The sequence below is a fragment of the Shewanella sp. ECSMB14101 genome (assembly GCF_000773485.1).
GTDB classification, from domain to species: Bacteria; Pseudomonadota; Gammaproteobacteria; order Enterobacterales; family Shewanellaceae; genus Shewanella; species Shewanella marisflavi.
The window spans coordinates 1-19,996 of the sequence record NZ_JSFF01000015.1 but is presented as its reverse complement, the minus strand read 5'-3'; the positions used below and the strand labels follow the sequence as shown (position 1 = coordinate 19,996).

The 19,996-nt window shown below is 53.5% G+C and carries 15 protein-coding genes, 1 pseudogene and 1 riboswitch; of the genes and pseudogenes, 10 read left to right on the top strand and 6 right to left on the bottom strand.

All coding sequences use genetic code 11. The annotated features are described in order from the left end of the window. The first annotated feature begins 131 nt into the window (after nt 1–131). From NY07_RS12285 to NY07_RS12265, 5 genes are all read left to right on the top strand, one after another. Nucleotides 132–761 carry a hypothetical protein gene (locus NY07_RS12285; RefSeq protein WP_140946866.1) on the top strand — a complete coding sequence of 210 codons (630 nt, stop codon included), beginning with the start codon at nt 132–134 and terminating at the stop codon, nt 759–761. A 196-nt stretch (nt 762–957) separates the two neighbouring features. Then, nucleotides 958–2,274 carry a metal-dependent hydrolase family protein gene (locus NY07_RS12280; RefSeq protein WP_033539656.1) on the top strand — a complete coding sequence of 439 codons (1,317 nt, stop codon included), beginning with the start codon at nt 958–960 and terminating at the stop codon, nt 2,272–2,274. A 123-nt stretch (nt 2,275–2,397) separates the two neighbouring features. Then, a riboswitch (cobalamin riboswitch) is annotated at nt 2,398–2,598 on the top strand. Nucleotides 2,599–2,696: 98 nt separating this feature from the next. Beyond that, complete coding sequence (locus tag NY07_RS12275) at nt 2,697–4,655, top strand: TonB-dependent receptor (protein ID WP_033539655.1); 1,959 nt, start codon at nt 2,697–2,699, stop codon at nt 4,653–4,655. Nucleotides 4,656–4,752: 97 nt separating this feature from the next. Continuing rightward, the gene (locus NY07_RS12270) at nt 4,753–5,364 is read left to right on the top strand and encodes an arylesterase (RefSeq protein WP_081953834.1); all 612 of its coding nucleotides are present in this window, start codon (nt 4,753–4,755) and stop codon (nt 5,362–5,364) included. Between the two features lie 230 nt (nt 5,365–5,594). Next, nucleotides 5,595–6,326 (top strand): HDOD domain-containing protein, encoded by a 732-nt coding sequence (locus NY07_RS12265; protein ID WP_033539653.1) that lies wholly within the window; start codon nt 5,595–5,597, stop codon nt 6,324–6,326. A gap of 91 nt (nt 6,327–6,417) precedes the next feature. Here the strand turns inward: NY07_RS12265 and NY07_RS12260 are convergent, their stop codons facing one another. Both NY07_RS12260 and NY07_RS18900 read right to left on the bottom strand, forming a co-directional pair. Next, on the bottom strand, nt 6,418–6,678 hold the full coding sequence (locus tag NY07_RS12260) for a hypothetical protein (RefSeq protein ID WP_033539652.1): 261 nt from the start codon (nt 6,676–6,678) through the stop codon (nt 6,418–6,420). 55 nt (nt 6,679–6,733) lie between these two features. Beyond that, nucleotides 6,734–7,643: pseudogene (locus NY07_RS18900) on the bottom strand (LysR substrate-binding domain-containing protein). Nucleotides 7,644–7,844: 201 nt separating this feature from the next. On the opposite strand from NY07_RS18900, the gene metE reads away from it, so the two are divergent. Continuing rightward, entirely contained in the window at nt 7,845–10,124 is a 2,280-nt protein-coding gene (gene metE, locus NY07_RS12250) for a 5-methyltetrahydropteroyltriglutamate--homocysteine S-methyltransferase (RefSeq protein ID WP_033539651.1), read from the top strand. Nucleotides 10,125–10,200: 76 nt separating this feature from the next. On the opposite strand, the gene NY07_RS12245 is transcribed toward metE, so the two are convergent. Together NY07_RS12245 and NY07_RS12240 are read right to left on the bottom strand one after the other, a co-directional pair. Beyond that, nucleotides 10,201–11,742 carry a tetratricopeptide repeat protein gene (locus tag NY07_RS12245; RefSeq protein ID WP_033539650.1) on the bottom strand — a complete coding sequence of 514 codons (1,542 nt, stop codon included), beginning with the start codon at nt 11,740–11,742 and terminating at the stop codon, nt 10,201–10,203. 202 nt (nt 11,743–11,944) lie between these two features. Then, on the bottom strand, nt 11,945–13,498 hold the full coding sequence (locus NY07_RS12240; RefSeq protein ID WP_033539649.1) for a glutamate synthase-related protein: 1,554 nt from the start codon (nt 13,496–13,498) through the stop codon (nt 11,945–11,947). A gap of 231 nt (nt 13,499–13,729) precedes the next feature. On the opposite strand from NY07_RS12240, the gene NY07_RS12235 reads away from it, so the two are divergent. The 3 genes from NY07_RS12235 to NY07_RS12225 all read left to right on the top strand — a co-directional run bounded on the left by NY07_RS12235 (nt 13,730) and on the right by NY07_RS12225 (nt 16,331). After that, complete coding sequence (locus NY07_RS12235; RefSeq protein WP_081953830.1) at nt 13,730–14,311, top strand: gluconate 2-dehydrogenase subunit 3 family protein; 582 nt, start codon at nt 13,730–13,732, stop codon at nt 14,309–14,311. Nucleotides 14,312–14,335: 24 nt separating this feature from the next. Beyond that, nucleotides 14,336–16,039, top strand: coding sequence for a GMC family oxidoreductase (locus tag NY07_RS12230; protein ID WP_052125655.1), 1,704 nt, complete (start codon nt 14,336–14,338; stop codon nt 16,037–16,039). Nucleotides 16,040–16,127: 88 nt separating this feature from the next. Next, complete coding sequence (locus NY07_RS12225) at nt 16,128–16,331, top strand: dodecin (protein ID WP_033539648.1); 204 nt, start codon at nt 16,128–16,130, stop codon at nt 16,329–16,331. Nucleotides 16,332–16,344: 13 nt separating this feature from the next. On the opposite strand, the gene queG is transcribed toward NY07_RS12225, so the two are convergent. Further along, the gene (queG, locus tag NY07_RS12220) at nt 16,345–17,508 is read right to left on the bottom strand and encodes a tRNA epoxyqueuosine(34) reductase QueG (protein ID WP_033539647.1); all 1,164 of its coding nucleotides are present in this window, start codon (nt 17,506–17,508) and stop codon (nt 16,345–16,347) included. A gap of 200 nt (nt 17,509–17,708) precedes the next feature. Here queG and NY07_RS12215 point away from each other — a divergent pair, with 200 nt between their 5' ends. Continuing rightward, a complete protein-coding gene (locus NY07_RS12215) occupies nt 17,709–18,479 on the top strand; it encodes a substrate-binding periplasmic protein (RefSeq protein WP_033539646.1) in 771 nt (256 codons plus the stop codon). Between the two features lie 3 nt (nt 18,480–18,482). Here NY07_RS12215 and NY07_RS12210 read toward each other — a convergent pair. Next, nucleotides 18,483–19,996, bottom strand: a 1,514-nt coding sequence (locus NY07_RS12210) for a sensor domain-containing diguanylate cyclase (protein WP_033539645.1), incomplete at its 5' end; no start/stop codon positions are given.

Genomic DNA, 19,996 nt, shown 5'->3' with positions numbered 1-19,996 from the left:
GTCGTCCCTTTGTAGTAATATCTGCTGGATATCACTCTGTTTTAGTGATTTTAACTGCATGCAGGCATTGATTAGCGAGCAATTCGTTTACGTGAGCGTGTGTCGCATGGTTGAGGATGAGGTATATAAAAATGGATTTTTTACGACCCGGTTTATCTAAGATGTTGGCGCGGCGGTTAGGTTTGGCACTGCTGGTTATGCCACTAAGTGTTGCGGCTAACAATGGTGGTCCATCGGCTCCACAAGCCAGTCAATTAACGATTTTCAAACAGCAGCTCGGGCTGCATTTCCCATCAAGATGGCGCCTGGCCTACAGTGAGCAGCAGGGGGATATGTTTTCTGCCGAGTTTGTGCCAGCAGAAGAGCTATTGGCCCATTGGTCTTCCCTCTATTGTGTACAAGGGTTTAAAGGGATGGCTGGCCGTATCGGTCCCGAAGATTTTCTTGATACTTTTGCCGAGCAATATCGCAATATCTGTGAGGGAGAGATGCAATATCAGAAGCTCGGGGCAAGCGATATTAGCGGCAAGGCAAGCTATAGTGCCATGCTGACCTGTGACAAGATACCTCTGACGCATCGCGGTGAGGATGGGGTGAATAAGCCTATAGGTGAGATTGGCCACTACACAGTTATCGCCGGTGAGGAAGATCTGTTTCTGCTGCATCAATCGGCTCGGGGAGAAGCATTATTATCTCTCTCTACCTTGCCGACAATTGCGCCGCCAATAGAGCGCGTTGCCAATATGGCGAGTCTGCGTTAACGCCACCGCAGGTCTCTAGATTTGCGAATTCCCGATAACCCTGGTTTACCAGGGTTTCTTTTCTGGTTGTTTTTACAACAATTTGTTGTCATGTTATTGAGGTTTAAGCGTTCGCCTGAGCGGTTAGCCAGTGATTCGCTGTGTCTGTTAACCGCCGGTGAGCATATTTTAGTCCAGAGATGATAAACGGGTCATAATGAAAAATAATAAGCTGCTTCCCCTTGCCGCCATGACGGCGATCTTTCTATCTCACTCCCTTAGCGCAGCGGAGGTCACAGTGATCCATGCCGGTATTTTACTGGCCGACCCCGCTGCCAAGCCTGCTTCTGAGCAAACCTTAGTGATCACCGACGGCAAGATAAGCCAAGTGGCCGCCGGGTATCAGAGTGTCGAGACTATTGCCCCAGGCGCACACTATGTCGATTTGAAGCAGGCTTTTGTAATGCCTGGTCTGATGGATATGCATGTGCATCTACAAGGCGAACTTGGGCCTAATAATGACAGTCAGCGACTGCGTATGTCTGATGCCGATGTGGCGATGCAGAGTGCCTATTTTGCTAAGAAGACGCTGATGGCGGGCTTTACGACGGTGCGGGATCTTGGTGCTAAGCCTGAGCAGATCTATGCCCTGCGTGATGCGATCGATAAGGGCTGGCTCGATGGGCCGCGTATTATCGCCTCGGGTGGAGTGTCGGTGACAGGCGGACATGGTGATGTGGATGGTATGAGCCCGGATCTCTTGGATAAGTTTACTACTAAGACGATTTGTGATGGTCCTTATGATTGCCGCCGTGCTACCCGACGTGCCATCAAGTTTGGCGCCGATGTTATTAAAATCACCTCCACCGGCGGCGTCTTGTCTGACACCAACACAGGCACAGGGCAGCAGATGAATGACGATGAGATTAAAGAGATTGTCGAGACAGCCCATGCCCTAGGACGCAAGGTGGCCAGCCATGCCCATGCAACTGAAGGGATCAATGCCGCTTTGCGCGCCGGGGTTGATAGCATAGAACATGGTAGCTATGCCGATAAGGAAAGCATTAAGCTACTGAAGAAAAATGGTGCCTTCTTAGTTCCTACCTTGTTGGCTGGCGATACCGTGGTGCATATGGCCGAAGAGTCCAACTTTATGTCGTCAGCGATAAAGCAAAAAGCGACCCGGGTGGGCGCCGATATGACAGCCAACTTTACCCGCGCCTATAAGGCGGGCGTTAAGATTGCCTATGGTACAGACAGCGGTGTGTCGGCTCACGGCATTAATGCCCGCGAGGCGGTGCTGATGAGTCAGGCGGGCATGAGTAATCAGGATGTGTTGATCTCGGCCACCATAAACGGCGCCGCGCTTATCAATATGTCAGATAGCTTGGGTACCCTGGCGGTAGGCAAGCAGGCTGACATTATTGCGACCCAGGGAAATCCCCTCGAAGATATCTCGGCCCTGCTGGATGTTGGCTTTGTGATGAAAGGGGGTAAGGTGGTCAAATCCGGGTTAGAGAGTCAGATGCAGTGATATTAGACATTTATACGTGTAGACGTCTATAATGCCCGCGCTTTGTCATCTATCTTGTTGGCGACATACCTGCGTTGTCGTGAGTCGGTCAGCTTGCGCGTTTAGGTCGACACAGAGCAACCAAATTTAGTCAACCTTATGTGGTGCCCTGGCCAAAATGGCGCAAGGGATAATCGGGAAGCCAGTGAAAATCTGGCACTGCCCCCGCAACGGTGAAAGGTGAGAGCTGGATGCGCTAGTGCGTTAACAATCCTTGCTCGTCGTTTAAACAGCTTGTTTAGACTTAGCCTCAGTCCGGAGACCGGCCCTTAAGGTGATTTTGAGATTTCGGTGGGCAGATCTCAAAATGCGACCCTGGCGGTTTTATGGACTGCGCCCAGTCGTGACACCTTGCCCTGTTTCCCTTTTAGGAGTTAAAGGAAATGGGTACACAACCTAGTAAAATCGCGTTACTACTTGGCGCATGTTTGGCTGGCAGTATGCCTGCCATGGCGGCAAACTCAGGCACCCCTGGGCCTGTGGATGAGACCATCACAGTTATCGGCCGCAGTGAAAACACCCCTATTAATATTGCGGCCAACGTCAATGTGATTGATGCTGCCGCCATTGAGCTCAGCGGCGCCACCAATCTCACCGACTTGCTGCGCGGACAGAGCGGTATTCAAGTTTCAGACTCAAATTCGGGCGCGGTCTTTGCCATGCGCGGTTTCGGTGCCGGTCAGGCTGCCAACAACACCTTGATTCTTATCGATGGCCGCCGTCTCAATAATATCGATATCGCTGCCCCCAGCATCAATGCAATTGGTCTCAATCAGGTAGAGCGAGTCGAGATCCTCTCAGGCAGTGCCGGTGTGCTCTATGGCGATCAGGCGGTTGGCGGGGTGATAAATATTGTCACTAAGGCGCCTAAAGATAACGGTGGTAGCGTGCAGGTCTCGGGCGGTAGCTTCGATACTTACGAAGCTAAGGCCGATGGCTCGGTAGCCATCAACGACAACTGGCGTCTCTATGGCGCGGCCAATTACCTTAAGAGTGATAACTATCGCAAGCACAATGCCAGCGAGACCAGCTCTGTGCTGGGACGCTTGCAATATGACGATGCGGCGCAGCAGTTCTTCGCCGAGGCGAGCTACTATGACAACCATCGCGAGTTAGCTCCGGCGCTTACCGAAGCGCAGATTAAAGAAGACCCTAGGCAGGCGGGCGATCTGTTTGTCGATGCCTATCTGCATGAGATGACTACGGCGGCCCGCAGCGGTTATCAGCGCCAGCTTAACGAGGCTTGGTCACTGGGCGCGGATCTTAACTATAGTGACACCCTGATAACCGGGCTCAGCACCTGGGCGACTAACCGCCGCGATACCCGCTCCTTGCTGGAGTTTAAACCTAAGGCTGTGGCCAATATCAAGACGGATAATGGCGAGCTCAAGCTGGTGACCGGTTTAGATCTGAGCCGAGGAGAGTCGGTATTTAGTAATGGCCGCAGTAATGTGCAGAAGCTGGCGAGCGCCTACTTGCAGGCGACAGTGCCGCTAACTGATACCTTCAGCTATGTGGTGGGTGGACGTTACGCCGAGGTGACCGATGAGCTGGTTGACGGCAAAGCCTATCCAAATGGGATCGATCTCGATCAGGATGCCCATGCCTTCGAGCTTGGCATCAACTATCGCCCTAACCAGCAGCAGCGCTTGTATCTGCGCGCCGATGATAACTTCCGCTTCGCCAAGGTGGATGAGCAGGCCTATACCCCGGCCAGCATTCAGGGACTCAAGCCACAGACGGGTCGTTCCTATGAAGCGGGCTGGGATCTGCTGCTTGAACATAACACGCTGCGTCTGAGTGCTTACCGCCTGGATCTGGAAGATGAGATCGTCTTCGACCCGAGCGCCGAGACGCCGATTGGTGGCAGCTTCCCCGGTGCCAATGTTAATGCCGATGCTTCGCGCCGTTATGGGGCGAGTGTCGATTGGGACTGGCAGGTGAGCAAAGCGGTGCAGCTTGGGCTTGAATATAATTACATAGACGCCGAATTTACCGAAGGCGCCAATGAGGGCAAGGCGCTCTCTTGGGTGGCCAAAAACAGCGGCCGTGGTTATGTCAGTTTTGATGTTTATGCGCATCTACAGCTATTCGTCGAGGCGGTCTACACGGGCGAGCGCTATATGGAGGGTGACAATGCCAATCAAGGGGATAAGCTCGATGCCTATACCTTGGCGAACATCTCGGTGAATTATTCCCGCGATGCTTGGCTGGCTAGCCTGAGAGTGGATAACCTGTTGGATGAGGAGTATGTCAGCTCCGGCTATTTCAGCACTTGGGGTAGTGGTTATTACCCTGGCACTGGCCGCTCGCTGCGTCTGACCGCCAGCTATCGTTTCTAAGCCTGCCTTGTTTAGGAGAGCCAGTCAGATCTGACTGGCTTTTTTATTACCAGCTGTTCATCATGGATGGCTTATGAGTAATAAGGGAGCTAAAAGATTGAAGTTGAAATGGTTGTTGTTGCCCGTGGTTCTGTTGTTGGTTGTCTGGCTGTGGCCTGAGCGTGGACCGTCATTATCGCCACTGCCGCTCGATGCCAAGATACTCGCTTTTGGCGATAGTTTGACCCAAGGGGTTGGTGCCAGTCGCGAGCTGGATTATCCCAGTCAGTTGAGTAAGCTGACTGGTCGCGAGGTGATCAATGCCGGGATTTCGGGGGAGACCACAGCCCAAGGTCGGTTACGTTTTGCCCGCGTGCTGGATGAGACAAGGCCGGATCTTGTCATACTCCTTGAAGGGGGCAACGATTTTTTACGTAACGTCAGCGAGCAGCAGGTAGCCGCCAATCTCGACGCCATGTTGAGCCTAGCGCGTCAGCGCAATATCCCTGTAGTGCTGGTTGGTGTACCTAAGAAGAGCCTATGGCTGGAAACGGCGCCCCTCTATAAAGTGTTGGCTGAGCAATATCAGCTGCTATTTATTGAGGATTTTTTGACAGAGCTGCTAAAATTACCAGAAGTAAAATCTGATGCTATTCACCTTAACGACGAAGGCTATCGCCGACTCGCCGAGCACCTATATCAGCGTCTGCAACAGGCCGGTGCCCTATAACCGAAAACGGTGCGAACAGCCCAGAGATACAGGGTGTCACTTGCTTGTTAAGTGGCAGAAATTTGTCGTTTAGCCTGGCCCAACGGGCAAGCGCGAGTGGCAAGATGAATTTATTTAGGTTAATGTCCGTTTTTACCCCAAATCGACTTGACCCAGATGGGCTTTTTATGGGTAAATTCTCGGATAACAAATGGCGCCGTGCCAATAATAAATCAGGTTAATAACTTCTCATGACAGATCTTGAGCATCAGGTATTCACTCAAGTACGCGCAATTATTGCGAATGAAGAACAGGTCATCGGACGACGGGGCATTCTTATCCCGTTGAAAAAAGCCATTATTGCCGATGGCGATATCCGAAATGTGATTGACATTGTCTCCTCTGACCCCGCCTTAGCGGCACATCTGCTGTGGCGCAGCAATTCGGCGGCTAACGCGGGTGGTATCGTCTCATCGAAAAACCGTTCGTTAAAAGATGCCTTGGTGCGTTTAGGTCAGGTCAATATCTATCGTTACGCCTTTACCTTCTATCTGAAGGAGCGTTTGGACGAGTTGCCACAGCCCTATAAGAAGTTAGTCTATGGTTACTGGGCGCTGACCGAGAGTATTGCTACCGATGCCGTCGATAGCCTGCATCATATGGAAGGAGTCGACATCAGTCCGGATGAGGTGCAGACCCTGGCGCTGTTTAGCGTGTTTGGCGAGATAATCGCCCTGACTGCCTTTGCTTATCTAAACGCCGAGTCGGAGCAGTCGTTCCCGCTCTCTATCATTAAATCATTGATCGATAACCAGAAGCAGACATTAACTCTGGAGGCGTTTGAGTCTCTCGGCCTTGACGAGGAGTTAAGGGAAGAGTTTATGATTGCCCATAACCTGCGTCAGACCCGCAATCCTAATTCGCCAGGTCTGGTGCTACGCCGGGTGCTCTCTATGCGTAATCAGCTGCTCAACCCGCTATAGGCGTTTTGCCCAGCTAAAAGAAAACCTGCCAAGTGCAGGTTTTTTTGTGTCTAGAGTTTGAAAGCTTGAGTTCGGCTTTCTTGCTTACCGGTTACAGCTTGTCGGTTGAGCGGCCGTCAATATCGGGTGTCGCCACCAGACGGCCAAAGAATTGGCTGAGACCATGGACTTTGCGAATATATTCGGCCCAGATGATACCCAAAAGCGCGCCCATGGCTAAGCCTAAAAGTGGCGCGGTTAGGCTAGACGGCGACTGTTGCATGCTAAATAGGCCGCCGCTAAGCAGGCCTAATAAGCAAGGGGATAAGACGATACCAAACCAGAGACAGGCTTGAACAAAAAAGTTCCACAAGTTTCATACTAATCCTTTAGTGTTTCTCGAGCGATAACACCAGTCTACCTCTAGCTCACTGCTTGTATACTCGGCTCAGTGCCCCTGACGTTCCAGCCCCTAGATTCAGCCACTGCTGGGCGAGACGCGCGCTGCTTCCATTACTGCGATAGGCGCCGAACAGAGGGCGTTTTAGCCCTTTCAGGGCCCAGTTTTACTGCTTTGAGCGACAGACCATGTGCCTCATTGATGGACCAACTCGGCAGGGCTGCGACGCCATCCTTACAGGCGATGCGTTGCAGCAACATGGCGGTAAGATCGCAGCGGATCTGCTTGGCGACCGGTACGCCTGCTGGCTCCATGAAGTGGCGATAGATATCCAGTCTGTCTAATGGAACTGGGTAGGTGAGCAGTGTCTGCTCGCTAAGCTCTGCTGGCGTGACATAGGGCGCATCGGCCAGCGGATGGTCTTTGGCGACCAGGAGTTTGACCTCGAAATCGAACAGGTGCTGGTAGGCGATATCATGATCTGGGATAGGATCTGAAGTGAGCACCACATCCAGTTGCCCCTGCTTGAGCGCGGTCAGCGAATCGAATAGATGACGGCTCGATAACTCAAGGTTAGTGTGGGGAAAGCTGGCATTAAACTGCGAGATCACCGGCATCAGCCAGCGAAAGCAGCTGTGACACTCTATGCCCACAAAGAGATCTTTCACCTCGCCGCCCAGACCGTTTTTCAGATCGATCTCAGTTTCTATCACCTTAGGTAAGATCTCTTCGGCCAGATTGAGTAGGCGAGCTCCCTCCTGAGTAAAAGAGAGGGGTTTGCTCTTACGCACGAATATTGCCGAGTTGATGCGGGTCTCTAATTCCTTGATCTGGTGGGATAAGGCTGACTGGGTGACAAAGCGCTTCTTGGCTGCGCCCGCGAGACTGCCGCTCTCTTTCAGGGCGACCAATGTACGTAAATGCCTAAGCTCTATCATTTTTTACCTCACATGAATTTGGCTCATGTTGCTCGTGAAATCAATTCGATTGCGAGACAACAGACTAGCACAATAAACTTCTAGACGTCCAGACGCCTGTTTATGTTTGTTGTGCAATTTCAGTTATCACACCTGGATTGCGATGACAGCGAAGGGCGCTAACCATGAATTTCGCTCATCTTAATGCAAAAGGTATACAATATGCAAACTCTAGATATTGCTTCATTAGGCTTTCCCCGTATCGGCCGTCAACGGGAACTTAAATTTGCCCTGGAAAAGTATTGGCGCGAAGAGATAGATCAGGCTCAGCTGCAATCGGTCGCCCGCGAGCTGCGTCAAACCCACTGGCAGTGGCAGCAAGAGTCTGGGGTAAGCCAGGTGCCTGTTGGGGATTTTGCCTTCTACGATCAGGTGCTCACCCTGAGCGCCACCATTAACGCTATCCCGTCCCGCCATCGCAGTGGCGAGCAGGTGGATCTCGACACTCTGTTTCGCGTGGCCCGTGGCCGTGCTCCAACGGGAGAGGCGAGCCGCGCCGCCCAGATGAAAAAGTATTTCAACACTAACTATCACTACATAGTGCCCGAGCTCACGGCAGGCCAACGCTTCGAGATCGCCTATGAGCAGCTGTTCGACGAGGTGGACGAGGCTAAAGCGCTGGGTCATCAGCCAAAGCCTGTGTTGCTGGGGCCTGTCAGTTATCTTTATCTTGCCAAGTGTGAAGGTGAGCTTTTCGATAAGCTGAGCCTGTTGCCTGAGCTGATTAAGGTGTATCAAGCCATCTTAACGCGCTTCGCAGACCAAGGGGTGAGCTGGGTACAGCTCGACGAGCCTATCTTGGCGCTGGAGCTTGACGGTGAGTGGCAGGCGGCGTTCGAGCCGACTTACAAAGAGCTCAGTGGTCTGGGCGTTAAGCTGCTGCTGGCGAGCTACTACGGCTCAGTGGCCCATCATCATGAGGTGATTCGCGATCTCAAGGTCGATGGACTTCATCTGGATCTGGTGAGCGCTCCTGAGCAGCTTACCCTCTTTGCGGCAACGCTTAGGCCTGATCAGGTACTCAGCCTTGGGGTGATCAATGGCCGTAACGTGTGGGCGGCGGATCTCGATATCTTGGCAGAACGCCTGCATGGCGTGGTGGCGGATCTTGGTGAGCGAGTTTGGCTGGCGCCCTCCTGTTCGCTTTTGCATGTGCCTGTGGATCTGAGTAGCGAAACTGAGTTGGCCCCCGAGCTTGCCAATCAACTCAGTTTTGCCAAGCAGAAGCTTGATGAATTGGCGCAGCTAGGTACCTTGCTGGTCTCGCCACAGAGCGATGAGGCGCAGGCGATAACTGGGCGTTGTCAGGCGAGGCGTCAGGCCCGTGAACAGGCGGCGAATACTGAGGTGCAGGCAAGACTCAAGGCATTAACCTCTGCGGATTTTGAGCGCCATAGCGATTTTGGCGAGCGACGCCTCAAGCAACAGGCCCGCTTTCGTCTGCCGCTGCTGCCCACCACCACAATTGGCTCCTTCCCGCAGACGCCAGCTATTCGCGGCTTGCGCAGCCGCTGGCGCAAGGGGGAGTTGACCGAACAGGCCTATGTTGCGCAGCTTGAGGCGGTGACTCGTGACAGTATCGCCCGTCAGCTCAAGTTGGGGATCGATGTCTTGGTCCATGGTGAGGCCGAGCGTAACGACATGGTGGAGTATTTCGGTGAGCAGCTCGAAGGCGTGGGCTTTACCCAGTTTGCCTGGGTGCAGAGCTATGGCTCGCGCTGCGTCAAGCCGCCGCTTATCTATGGCGATGTATCCCGTCGTCAGCCGATGACGCTCCAGTGGGCAAGCTTTGCCCAGAGTCTGACCGACAGACCGGTGAAAGGCATGTTGACCGGCCCTGTAACCATACTGCACTGGTCCTTTGCCCGGGAAGATATTGGTCGCGAGGAGATCGCCAATCAGCTTGCCTTAGCAATTCGTGATGAGGTGACCGATCTGCAGGCCGCAGGTATAGGCATCATACAGATAGATGAACCTGCCTTTCGTGAAGGCCTGCCACTGAAGGCCAGTGAGTGGCAGCACTATCTCGATTGGGCTGTGGCCGCCTTTAAGCTCAGCGCGGCAGGCGTGGAGGATGAGACTCAGATCCACACCCATATGTGCTATAGCGAGTTCAACGCCACCATAGATGCCATCGCCGCCATGGACGCCGATGTGATCACTATAGAAACCTCGCGCTCTCACATGGAACTGCTCAATGCCTTCGAAGACTTCGAGTATCCCAATGAGATAGGGCCCGGCGTATATGACATCCACAGCCCGAATATACCTAGCGTCGAGGAGATGGTGGGCTTAATCGAGAAGGCGGCGACTAAGATCCCCGTGGGACAGCTTTGGGTGAATCCCGACTGTGGACTGAAGACGCGCACCTGGGATGAGGTGGAGCCCGCACTGCAAAACATGGTGAAGGCCACTAAGGAGCTGAGAAGACGCCTGGGATAATGACTCTGGCGACTCTTTGCCTTTAGATTAAGTGGGTGGCCAGATCTCTGGCCGCCCTTTGTCTTTTGAGTCTTGGTTATGGTGTGTTATTGCTAGCAGCACTCAGGTTAGCGGCGATCTCGGCTCGTCGCTCATCGAGTCGCTGCTCAAACAGTGCCTGCTCGGCCTCGCTAAAGCCTTGCTTGAGGCTGGCTAAGCTAATCTCCATCTCACCGGTGGGCAGAAAATAGAACTTATCTTCTAAGGCTATCTGCGCCCAGATGGCGGCATCGACCCTTTGTCCCAGCTCTGCGCAGGTCTGATGTAGAGGTTCCAGCGCCAGGTTTTCACCTGTGAGTGCAGCGCGCTCCAGATAAGGGATCGCTTCTCTCGGGTGGCATCGCCCTCTATCATCTTCATGGAGCAGACGTAGCCCATGGGTAAGGTCTATGCTGGCCTGCTGAGATTGGCTTATCGGGTGCTGGGTCAGAAATTGCTGATACAGGCTGTCCGCCTGCTCCTTCTCATATTCACCCATCTTGGTACTCAAGTCGTTGACCCGCGCCAAGTGGTAGGGGGCTGGGTCGATGGCCGCTAAGCGATAGTAAGATAGGGCCGTAGGCAGATGGCGGCGGGTGCCCAGTCCATCTTCATGGGCCTTGCCCAGGAGGAAGAGGGCGTCTGTCCACCACTGCTCGGCCAGAGGCGTCAGCAGGGCGATCGCCTCAATGTGGCTGTCGCAGTCAAGTTTATGATTGAGTAGCAGCTCGCCCAGGTGGTAGGTAGCGCTGTCATTATCCATGGCGATGGCTTGTCGCAGACACTCCTCCGCCTTGGAGATATCCTGGGGCAGCTCTTTGCCTTGCTGATAGAGGCGGGCCAGCTCGATGAGGGCAAAGTCATTATCCTGGGCCAGTTCGCGCATCAAACGCTCGGCCTCACGGGGCTCGGCAGGGCCGCCTTCACCACTAAGTAGCATTCTCGCCAGCAGACTCTTGGCGTTGGTATCGCTATCAATAATCTCTTGTAGCAGTGCTCGGGCCTTGGCGGAGTCAGGCTCGCCATGGCGCGGTGAGAGCCAGAGGTTGGCGAGATCGTACTTTGCTTCAACCTCTCCCGCCTCAGCGGCCTGGGTCAGGTAATGCAGTGCCTGAATACCCTCCGGGTCGAGTAACGGACTCTCCTGATAGAGCTTACCAAGTTCTGCCTGATGCTGGCTATTGCCCTGGTCAGCACCGGGTTTCAACATGGTTTCCAGCTGTGAGCTGTTGCCTTCCAGGGTGGGGTGAACATTAAATTTCAGCATCTGGCGCTGAAGCTGAGCAAATTGCTCATCGAGTTCGGCAGCTTTTTTAAACCAGTCGTTGGCCTTGGCCTGGTTAAACAGATGGGTATCTTCGAGGTTGTAGAGTTCGCCGAGGAACTGCGCCGCATGGGCCATTCCCATGGCCGCTGCTCGTTCCAGGTAATCGACAGCCTGTGCTTCTCGACCGCTGTGCAGCAGCTGGTTTGCCAGAAAAATCACTTGTTCGGGGCCGCCGATGACTTCGATTGGTTGTTTATTACGCCAGGTGATGTAGAGCGAAACTAAGGTAATGAACAGCAGGGCTAAGAATATAAATAAAATAACGGTTTGCATTGTGATCCTTCACATTGTCTATGGCTGACATGAGACGAGCGTTGAACTTGGGCTATGGGTTGTCCTAAGAGCTTCGGCGGCAAGTGTGCACTTTTTTATCTTGTTAAACAAGTCTTTACTAGTTATGGATTTGTCTTGAGCTTAAGAGGCTTGGCCCGCCTCTTCGTAGAGGAGGCGCGCTGTGAAGGTGTTGCCTATGGCTTTAAATCGGTGTCACGCCAGCGTAGGGAATGCCGGAGAGCCTGGCCATCTCGCTGTGCCAGGTGGCCAGATCATCCAAGTTGAACTGGCTTAGCTTATGGTGACCACAAGCTCTGGCCATCACCTGCATCAGCTCGGTAGAGGCAGCCATAAAGTTAGCCAGTTGCTGGGCCGATTTGTCGATATTGAGCCGCTGACGCAGATCGGCGTTTTGGGTGGCGATACCGGCGGGACAGTTATTGGTATTACAGATTCGTGCAGCCACGCAGCCGATCGCCTGCATGGCACTATTGGCTAGGGCGACGCCGTCGGCACCTAGTGCCATCGCCTTAACAAAGTCCATGGGCAATCTGAGCCCGCCTGTGATGATGATCGTCACTCGGCCACTGGCGCCCTGCTGGTCGAGATAACGCCGGGCCCGCGCCAAGGCTGGGATGGTGGGTACACTGATGTGATCGCGAAAAATCTGCGGCGCTGCGCCCGTACCGCCGCCTCGGCCATCGAGTATGATGTAGTCGGCGCTGGCATCCAGGGCAAACTGAATATCCCGTTCGATATGATTGGCGCTCAGCTTAAAGCCGATAGGCACGCCGCCGCTGAGTTCCCGCACCCTGTCGGCGAAGCGTTTAAAATCGGCCACTGAGTTGAGGTCTTTTAACCTGGGGGGAGAGATGGCGTCCTGACCCGCGGGAATACCGCGGATTTCGGCTATCTTGCCTTGATTCTTACTGCCCGGTAGGTGACCGCCTGTGCCTGTCTTGGCTCCTTGTCCTCCCTTGAAGTGAAACGCCTGTATCTTACTCATCAAGGCTTCCTGATAGCCAAATTGAGCGCTGGCCAGCTCATAGAAGTAGCGCGAATTGGCCGCCTGCTCCTCGGGCAGCATGCCACCTTCACCAGAGCAGATCCCTGTGCCCGCCAGCTCGGCGCCCTTGGCCAGGGCAACTTTTGCCTCCTGCGAAAGTGCGCCGAAGCTCATGTCTGACACCAATAGGGGGATCTTGAGTCGCAGGGGCTTTCGTGCCTCGGGCCCAATAATCAGCTCGGTGTCTACCGCTTCTTCTTCAAAGAGTGGCTTGCTGGCCATCTGGGCCGTCATGATCTGAATTTCATCCCAGCTGGGGAGCTGACATCTGGGCACCCCCATAGCGACCATAGGGCCGTGGTGTCCGAGATTTTTCAGTCCCTCTCTGGCCAGTTGATGGATGAGTTCTACGCTGGGCTCCTCTTTTGTCGCTGCGGCCTTGGGCGGTTTATCAGCATCATCTTTGCCCATGGCCTCTCGGCCTGGACCCTCTTTGCCCACCTGCTCTGAATCAAACTGCTTATGGGTGCCATCGCAGTATGGGGCGTTGCCTGTGTGTTTACAGGCGCACAGGTAGGCTTCGCCAGTGTCCTCGGGGGTAAAGGCTTTGGGGGTCAGGCCCGTACCCTTATGGGAACCATCGCAAAAGGGCTGACTGTTTGAGCGGCCACAGACGCAAAAATAGTACTCCTTTCCTTTGGTTAACTCGACTTTCTTAGGTTTGTTATCGGCGATGACAGGTTTTGTCATGGGAGATCCTTAAAGCGCAGTTGAGCAAGTTTATCTTCTAGTCTAGGTGCTTTTGTGACTCATTGCCGCTGCGACGGTTTTTGTGGGATCGCTCTGGGTGTTGACCCGGCGCGCCGAAAAATTCACACTCAATTGAATCCATTTGGCTTCAACTTAGGTCTTATAACAGGCGATGCAGCGAGAGCCGGGCGCAGGCTAAAGGCGAACAAGGTGACAGGGCGAGGGAAGAAGATGGCAACAGAGTATGCCTATGAGAGCGGGTTGGATCGGCGGGCGTTTCTTGCCCGTAGCGGCGCACTGGCGTTCTTGTTAACGGCGAAACCCCAGTTTAGCTGGGCGAATGATGAGAGCTTTTCACTCGCTACTCGGCCGCTAGATTTTGACGTGATCAACCGCGCCATCATAGAGAGCGTGCAATTGCATCTGTTTCCCGATGATGGTGATGGTCCATCGGCCAAGGATCTCAATGCCTATAGCTATCTTTTGTGGGCCATGGAAGATCCGGATAATCGCGCCGATGACGATAGGCAGTTTGTTTTACAGGGGGCTGCCTGGTTAGAGGACCTGGCCGACACTGAGCTGAAACGCAGTTTTTTGGTACTGAGCTGGGATGAGCAGGAGGCGATGCTAGCACGTATCGCCAAGAGCCGCGCCGGTGAAAACTGGCTCTCCTTGCTGCTCTACTACCTGATTGAGGCACTGACCCTAGACCCGGTTTATGGCGGCAATCCCGATCAGATTGGTTGGCGCTGGCTTGAGCATCAACCTGGTTTTCCACGCCCTGTACCGGGTAAGACCTATCTCGATTTTTAACCTTGCAGAACAGGATGATTGGCTATGGGTTTAGCGCGCGCGGGTGAAACACAAGAGCAAGAGCCCTTTGAGGTATGTATTGTTGGCAGCGGCGCCGGCGCTGGGCCCATCGCTTATGAGCTAGCCAAGGCGGGGATTAATGTGGTCGTGCTGGAGAAGGGCGATTGGTATACCGAGCAGGATTTTGTCAAAGATGAGCAGTTGCCACGTCACCGGGTGTTTCGCTCGCAGTTCGATGAGGAGCGTCATGTGCTGGAGCTTCCCGACGGTGAGGGTGGCTGGCGCCGCGAGACCACGGCGCAGTTTTGGGGCGGTAATATTGTAGGCGGCGCCTCTAACTTTATGAGTGGCTATTTTCATCGTCTCAAACCAACGGATTTTCGTCTTGCTTCTAGCTTCCCTGCTATCCCTGGAGCCAACACGGTCGATTGGCCCATCAGTTATGAGGAGCTTGAGCCTTATTACGCCAAGGTGGAGCAGATTGTCGGCGTCAGCGGCAAGGTAGTAAAACATCCACTGCTAGAGCCGAGATCGACGCCTGACTTTCCTTTTCCTCCGACCTTAGAGCACCCCATCGCTGCCCGTTTCGATAATGCCTGTCAGCAGCTCAAACTGACCCCCTTACCTATGGCGAGGGCCATTCTGTCAAAGCCTTTTAAGCAACGCATGAGCTGCGAATACTCAGGTTATTGTGGCAGTTATGGCTGTCACTCGGGGGCTAAGGGGAGCTCGCGTGCAGCCCTGCTGAATGACGCGGTGGCCAGCGGCCATTGCCGCATTATTACCCGTGCCAAGGTGTATCGCCTTAATAGCGATGCCAAGGGACGGGTCAGTTCGGTCGACTATTTCGATACCAGTGGCAAGAGCCAGCGTATCCAGGCCAAGATATTCGTGGTGGCCTGCTATGCCATCGAGAGCGTCCGTTTGCTGCTGGCCAGCCCTGGCGAGAAACACCCTAAGGGGATAGGCAATCGTTTTGGTCAGGTGGGCAAAAACTTGCACTGCTGCGCAGGTGGTACGGGTCACGGGGTGTTTAAGCTCAATAAGCTAGCAGCGGAGACGGCGGCCGGGCTTAAGGTGCGCGGCCCCTTCTTTAACCGCGCCCTGCAGGATTGGTATGTGATTGATGACAAAGCGGCGTTCGATAAGCCGGTGAAGGGCGGTACCTTAGATTTTGTGTTCGATCCTCCTTCGCCGACCAGTGAGGCTAATGGACTCAAGTGGCAGGAGGGCAATCTCTTGTGGGGCACGCCGCTTAAGCAGAAGATCAAGGCGCATTTTACCCAGTCGCGGGATTTTAAATTTGAGGTTTTCTGTGATTGGCTGACCAATGATGATTGTTACGTCACTCTGGACGATGAAGAGCAAGACAAGTGGGGGCAGCCTGTGGCCAAGGTGCGCGCCGGTTTTCATCCCCATGATCTTAAGGTGGCACAGTATTTAGTCGATCGGGGTGTAGAGGTGATGAAGGCGATGGGGGCCGATGAAGCCTGGGGGAATGTGTTTAGCGATCCGACCTCAAACTTAGTGGCGGGCGGATGCCGTTTCGGTGACGATCCACGCACCTCTGTGCTCAACAGAGACTGCCGGGTGCATGATTGTGACAACCTGTATGTAACCGATGGTGCCTTTATGCCCAATGGCGGCAGTGTTACACCGACGTTTACTATTTATGCCAATGCCTTTCGGGTAGCCGATCGGTTGCTTGAGCGCTTAAAGCCTATCTAATGCTGTAGTGATTTTGCGCATGGCGCCACAGGAGATGAAAAGCTTTCCTATACTCAAGGGGATACCGATTTGCTACAGGAGATCCACCATGAGTCATACCTATAAGATCATCGAACTCGTCGGTTCCTCACCCATAAGCTCGGATGAGGCGATTAAAAATGCCATCGAAACCGCTAGCCAGTCCTTGCACCACCTGCGCTGGTTTCAGGTGGTCGAGACTCGCGGCCATCTTGAGGCTGGATTGATCGCCCATTGGCAGGTGACGGTGAAGGTGGGATTTACCTTAGACTAATCTCTGTTGGGGGCTAGGCATCTCGGGCCAGTCCCTTTTCTACCGCGCGGATCACTCGCTGGGTCTTACGATTGGGCTGGTCGCCACCGTTTGCCTGGCGAGCCAGTGCCCAGTCGATATGTTCGCGCACCATCTCATCGACCTCTTCACTGTCTCTGCGTGTCTCGAGCGCCGCGACTATCTCCTTTGATGCCGGTGCATTACCCAGGGCGACGGCGATGTTTCGCAGCCAGCGCTTGTGGCCGATACGGCGGATGGCGCTGCCCTCAGTAAACTTGAGAAACTCCGCCTCACTCCAGGCGAAGAGGGTTAATAGCTGTGGGTATTTGAGTGGATCCCGGGTATGGAAGTCGCTTTCATTGGTAAGCGGCGCCTCACTGTTGACCGGGCAGACCAGCTGGCAGTCGTCACAGCCGTAGATACGATTGCCCATCAGCGGCCTGAACTCTTCAGGGATCGCTCCTTGAAGTTCTATGGTGAGGTAGGAGATGCAGCGCCTGCCATCGACCACATAGGGTTCGACGATAGCGTTAGTTGGGCAAGACTTGATGCAGGCCACGCAGGTGTTGCAGTCTGCCTTTACTGGGATGTCTACTGGAAGGGGGAGATCGATTAACAGCTCACCCAGGAAAAACCAGCTACCTGCCTCATGATTAAGCAGCAGGCTATGTTTACCTGTCCAGCCAAGTCCGGCTTTGTCGGCCAGAGGTCGCTCCAAAATGGGGGCTGAATCGACAAAAGGGCGATAGTTGGGGCGCTCAAGACCTAAGCTGGTCAGCTCGGCCTCTATCTGTTGGCCCAGCTTTTTTAGCCGGTTGCGGATCATCTTGTGGTAATCACGGCCACCGGCATAGCGAGAGATGTAGGCCAGATTAGGATCTTTCAGGTGAGTGGCAAACCCCGCTTCTGGCGGCAGGTAGTCCATGCGAGCCGAGATCACTCGTGTGGTGCCAGGGTGCAGCTCAGCGGGCCGGGCGCGCATCATGCCGTGACTGGCCATATAGTTCATCTCACCATGGTAGCCCTTGTCGAGCCAGGCCTGCAGCTTAGCCTCTTCTGCGCTGAGATCGGTATCGCAGATGCCTATCTGGGCAAAACCTAGCGCTTTACCCCACTGTTTTATCTTAAGGGCGAGTTGCTGCAATGCCTGGGGCGATAACGAACTGGGGTGAGACATTAGTGGTAACTAAGGGTGAGCGATGGCGCCATGATAACAGTTTTGGCCAAGTGAACAAATCCCACAGCGTCTAGACCTCCGCTCTCTTGCCTCGCTATTGCTTTTTAACCTTTGGCTATTTATGTTGAACCTAAGGTCTGTGGCTTACCTCATCATGGGCTAGCATCTTTCTAGGGCCGCTCATTTTCTCGGGGAATCGTTTGATTAAGCATAGCTTGTGGTTTTTTTCGTTGTTGATTTTGTCGCTGCCCTGTACGGCGGCGTCGCTGCGCATGCTGACCGAGGAGTGGGCGCCGATGAGCTATCAGGAGGATGGCGTTCCCAAAGGCTACGGCGTCACTCTGGTGCAGCGGCTTGCCGAGAAGCTTGGGGAGCCGGCCAATATCGAAGTCTTGCCCTGGGCGAGGGCATATGCCATTGCAGATAGTGAGCCCAATATCTTGTTATTTGCGACCTCTCAAAATCAGCAACGCAACAGGCTGTTTGATTTTGTCGGCCCTATCGCCACCACTCGTATCTCTATCTACGCGAAAACGGCAGATGAACTCAGCCCAGGTTCAGTGGCTGAGCTCGATGCGCTTGAGAGTATTGGCGTGTATAGGGGCTCATTAGGTGAGTCTATGCTGAGTGAGCAAGGGGTCAACCATCTGACTGTGGCCAGTTTTCCACAGCAATCGGCGCGTCAACTTAAGCACGATAGAATACGTTTCTGGTGTCAGGCTGACTTAGCGGTCACTCGCTTGTTGGCGGAAGTGAATATGGGGATAGAAGAGGTGTATCCGGTATTTGAACTGGCGCAGATCGATCTGTATTTGGCTTTTTCTAAAGGCACTTCGCCAGAGGTGGTGAACCGTTGGCTGGACGCCTTGTCTAGCCTGCAAGCATCGGGTGAGTTAGCGCGTCTCTATCAGGAATGGTTTCCCAGCTTCACAGCCCCCCAGCAGATCGAGCTTATCTCACGCCAGGATTAAGGGCTAGGCTTGGTCTAAGATCGCGCAGTTACGACCCGATGATTTGGCTTTGTAGAGAGCATCATCGGCGCGTTTGAGTAGATGCTCAAAACTCTTGTCACCATCTGTACTGGCAATACCGGCACTGATAGTGAGTTTGAAGTTGATATAGATATCGTCGAAGTTGCTGCTCTCTACCGTGGTCACCAGGCGCTGAGCAATATTAAGGGCCTGCTCGGCTGTCGTGCCGGGTAAGAGCACCAAAAACTCCTCGCCACCGACGCGGCCAACCAGATCCTGCTTACGCATCAAGCCGTTACTAATATTAGCCAGCGCGATCAGTACCTTGTCACCTATATCGTGACCATATTTATCATTGACCTTCTTAAAGTGGTCGGCGTCAAACAGGATAATTGATAGCGGCTGATGGGCCTCATCTTTAGATTTGAAGTAATTCTCCCCCTTGGAATAGGTGTATCGTCGGTTGGGGAGCTGGGTCAGATGATCGGTCAGGGCCAGAATCGACAATAGCTTAGACTTTTGTGATTGCTTGTAGGCGACAATGGAAAGAATGATCATTATGATGCAGCCAAGCACTATCACAGTCAGCTCCAAATATTTGTTCTGTTTGAGAATAATTAGCTCGTTTTCTTTGACCTTTTGCAGTTCAATCAGCTGTTGGTTTTCACGTTCTATCTGCTCGGTATTAAAGCGGGTACGCATCTCTGTGGTGCGATTAGTCTGCAGGGTGGCATCCAGTGACTTGTGGGTCTGAATATAACTTAGTAGCGCCTCATAGGCTTGTTTCCAATTCTGCTCGGCGACGAAGATCTGGCTGTGCACCATATGCAGTTGTTCCAGACCGCGAGCATTTTTGATCTGCTGAAAGCTTTCCTTGGCCATATCGATATAGTCTAGCGCCTCCTGATAACGGCCTTCGTTTAAGGCCGATTGCGCTTGATAGAGGCGCATAAAGCTGTAGCTGGCACCAACCTCAGGCGTGATGAACCTTTGTGCCAATTCAAGATAGGGTTTGGCTTCCGCTTGACGGTGGAGCTGAATCAGCATGCCGGCGACATTGACGGCAGTATGGGCGCTGATCTCTTCACCTAAGGTATCTCGCCAATGTTGGTAGGCTGCTTTATGGTTGGAAAGTGCGGCCTCATATTCACCCAGCTCCTCCAGGGCATAAGCTATCTCAGTCTTGATGGAGTAAGCACCGTCTTTATCACCTGTCTTTTCGTACTGTTTTTCTAGCTTGTTATAGTATTTGATGGCGGTTTGTGGGTCGCCGAAGCGGCGGTAGCTGGTGGCCAGTTCAGTGAGATTGTAGATAGCCCAGTGTTGTAGGTTGAGCGATTCATACAGGTTTTGGGCCGTGATGAGATCTTCCAAAGCCAGGGCAAAATTGCCCTGAAAGGAGTAGATCGAGCCGCGAAGAGAACGTGAGTCAGCGATCAATTTGGGAGATTCTATCAGGTAAGCCTCGGCGACAACCTTGTTGTACCCATATATGGACACCTCGATAGATTCAATAG

Coding starts and splice junctions, on each gene's coding strand:
- NY07_RS12240 (WP_033539649.1), bottom strand. CDS start 13,498: ATGACAAAACCTGTCATCGCCGATAACAAACCTAAGAAAGTCGAGTTA.
- NY07_RS12230 (WP_052125655.1), top strand. CDS start 14,336: ATGGGTTTAGCGCGCGCGGGTGAAACACAAGAGCAAGAGCCCTTTGAG.
- NY07_RS12285 (WP_140946866.1), top strand. CDS start 132: ATGGATTTTTTACGACCCGGTTTATCTAAGATGTTGGCGCGGCGGTTA.
- NY07_RS12275 (WP_033539655.1), top strand. CDS start 2,697: ATGGGTACACAACCTAGTAAAATCGCGTTACTACTTGGCGCATGTTTG.
- NY07_RS12245 (WP_033539650.1), bottom strand. CDS start 11,742: ATGCAAACCGTTATTTTATTTATATTCTTAGCCCTGCTGTTCATTACC.
- metE (WP_033539651.1), top strand. CDS start 7,845: ATGCAAACTCTAGATATTGCTTCATTAGGCTTTCCCCGTATCGGCCGT.
- NY07_RS12235 (WP_081953830.1), top strand. CDS start 13,730: ATGGCAACAGAGTATGCCTATGAGAGCGGGTTGGATCGGCGGGCGTTT.
- queG (WP_033539647.1), bottom strand. CDS start 17,508: ATGTCTCACCCCAGTTCGTTATCGCCCCAGGCATTGCAGCAACTCGCC.
- NY07_RS12225 (WP_033539648.1), top strand. CDS start 16,128: ATGAGTCATACCTATAAGATCATCGAACTCGTCGGTTCCTCACCCATA.
- NY07_RS12280 (WP_033539656.1), top strand. CDS start 958: ATGAAAAATAATAAGCTGCTTCCCCTTGCCGCCATGACGGCGATCTTT.
- NY07_RS12265 (WP_033539653.1), top strand. CDS start 5,595: ATGACAGATCTTGAGCATCAGGTATTCACTCAAGTACGCGCAATTATT.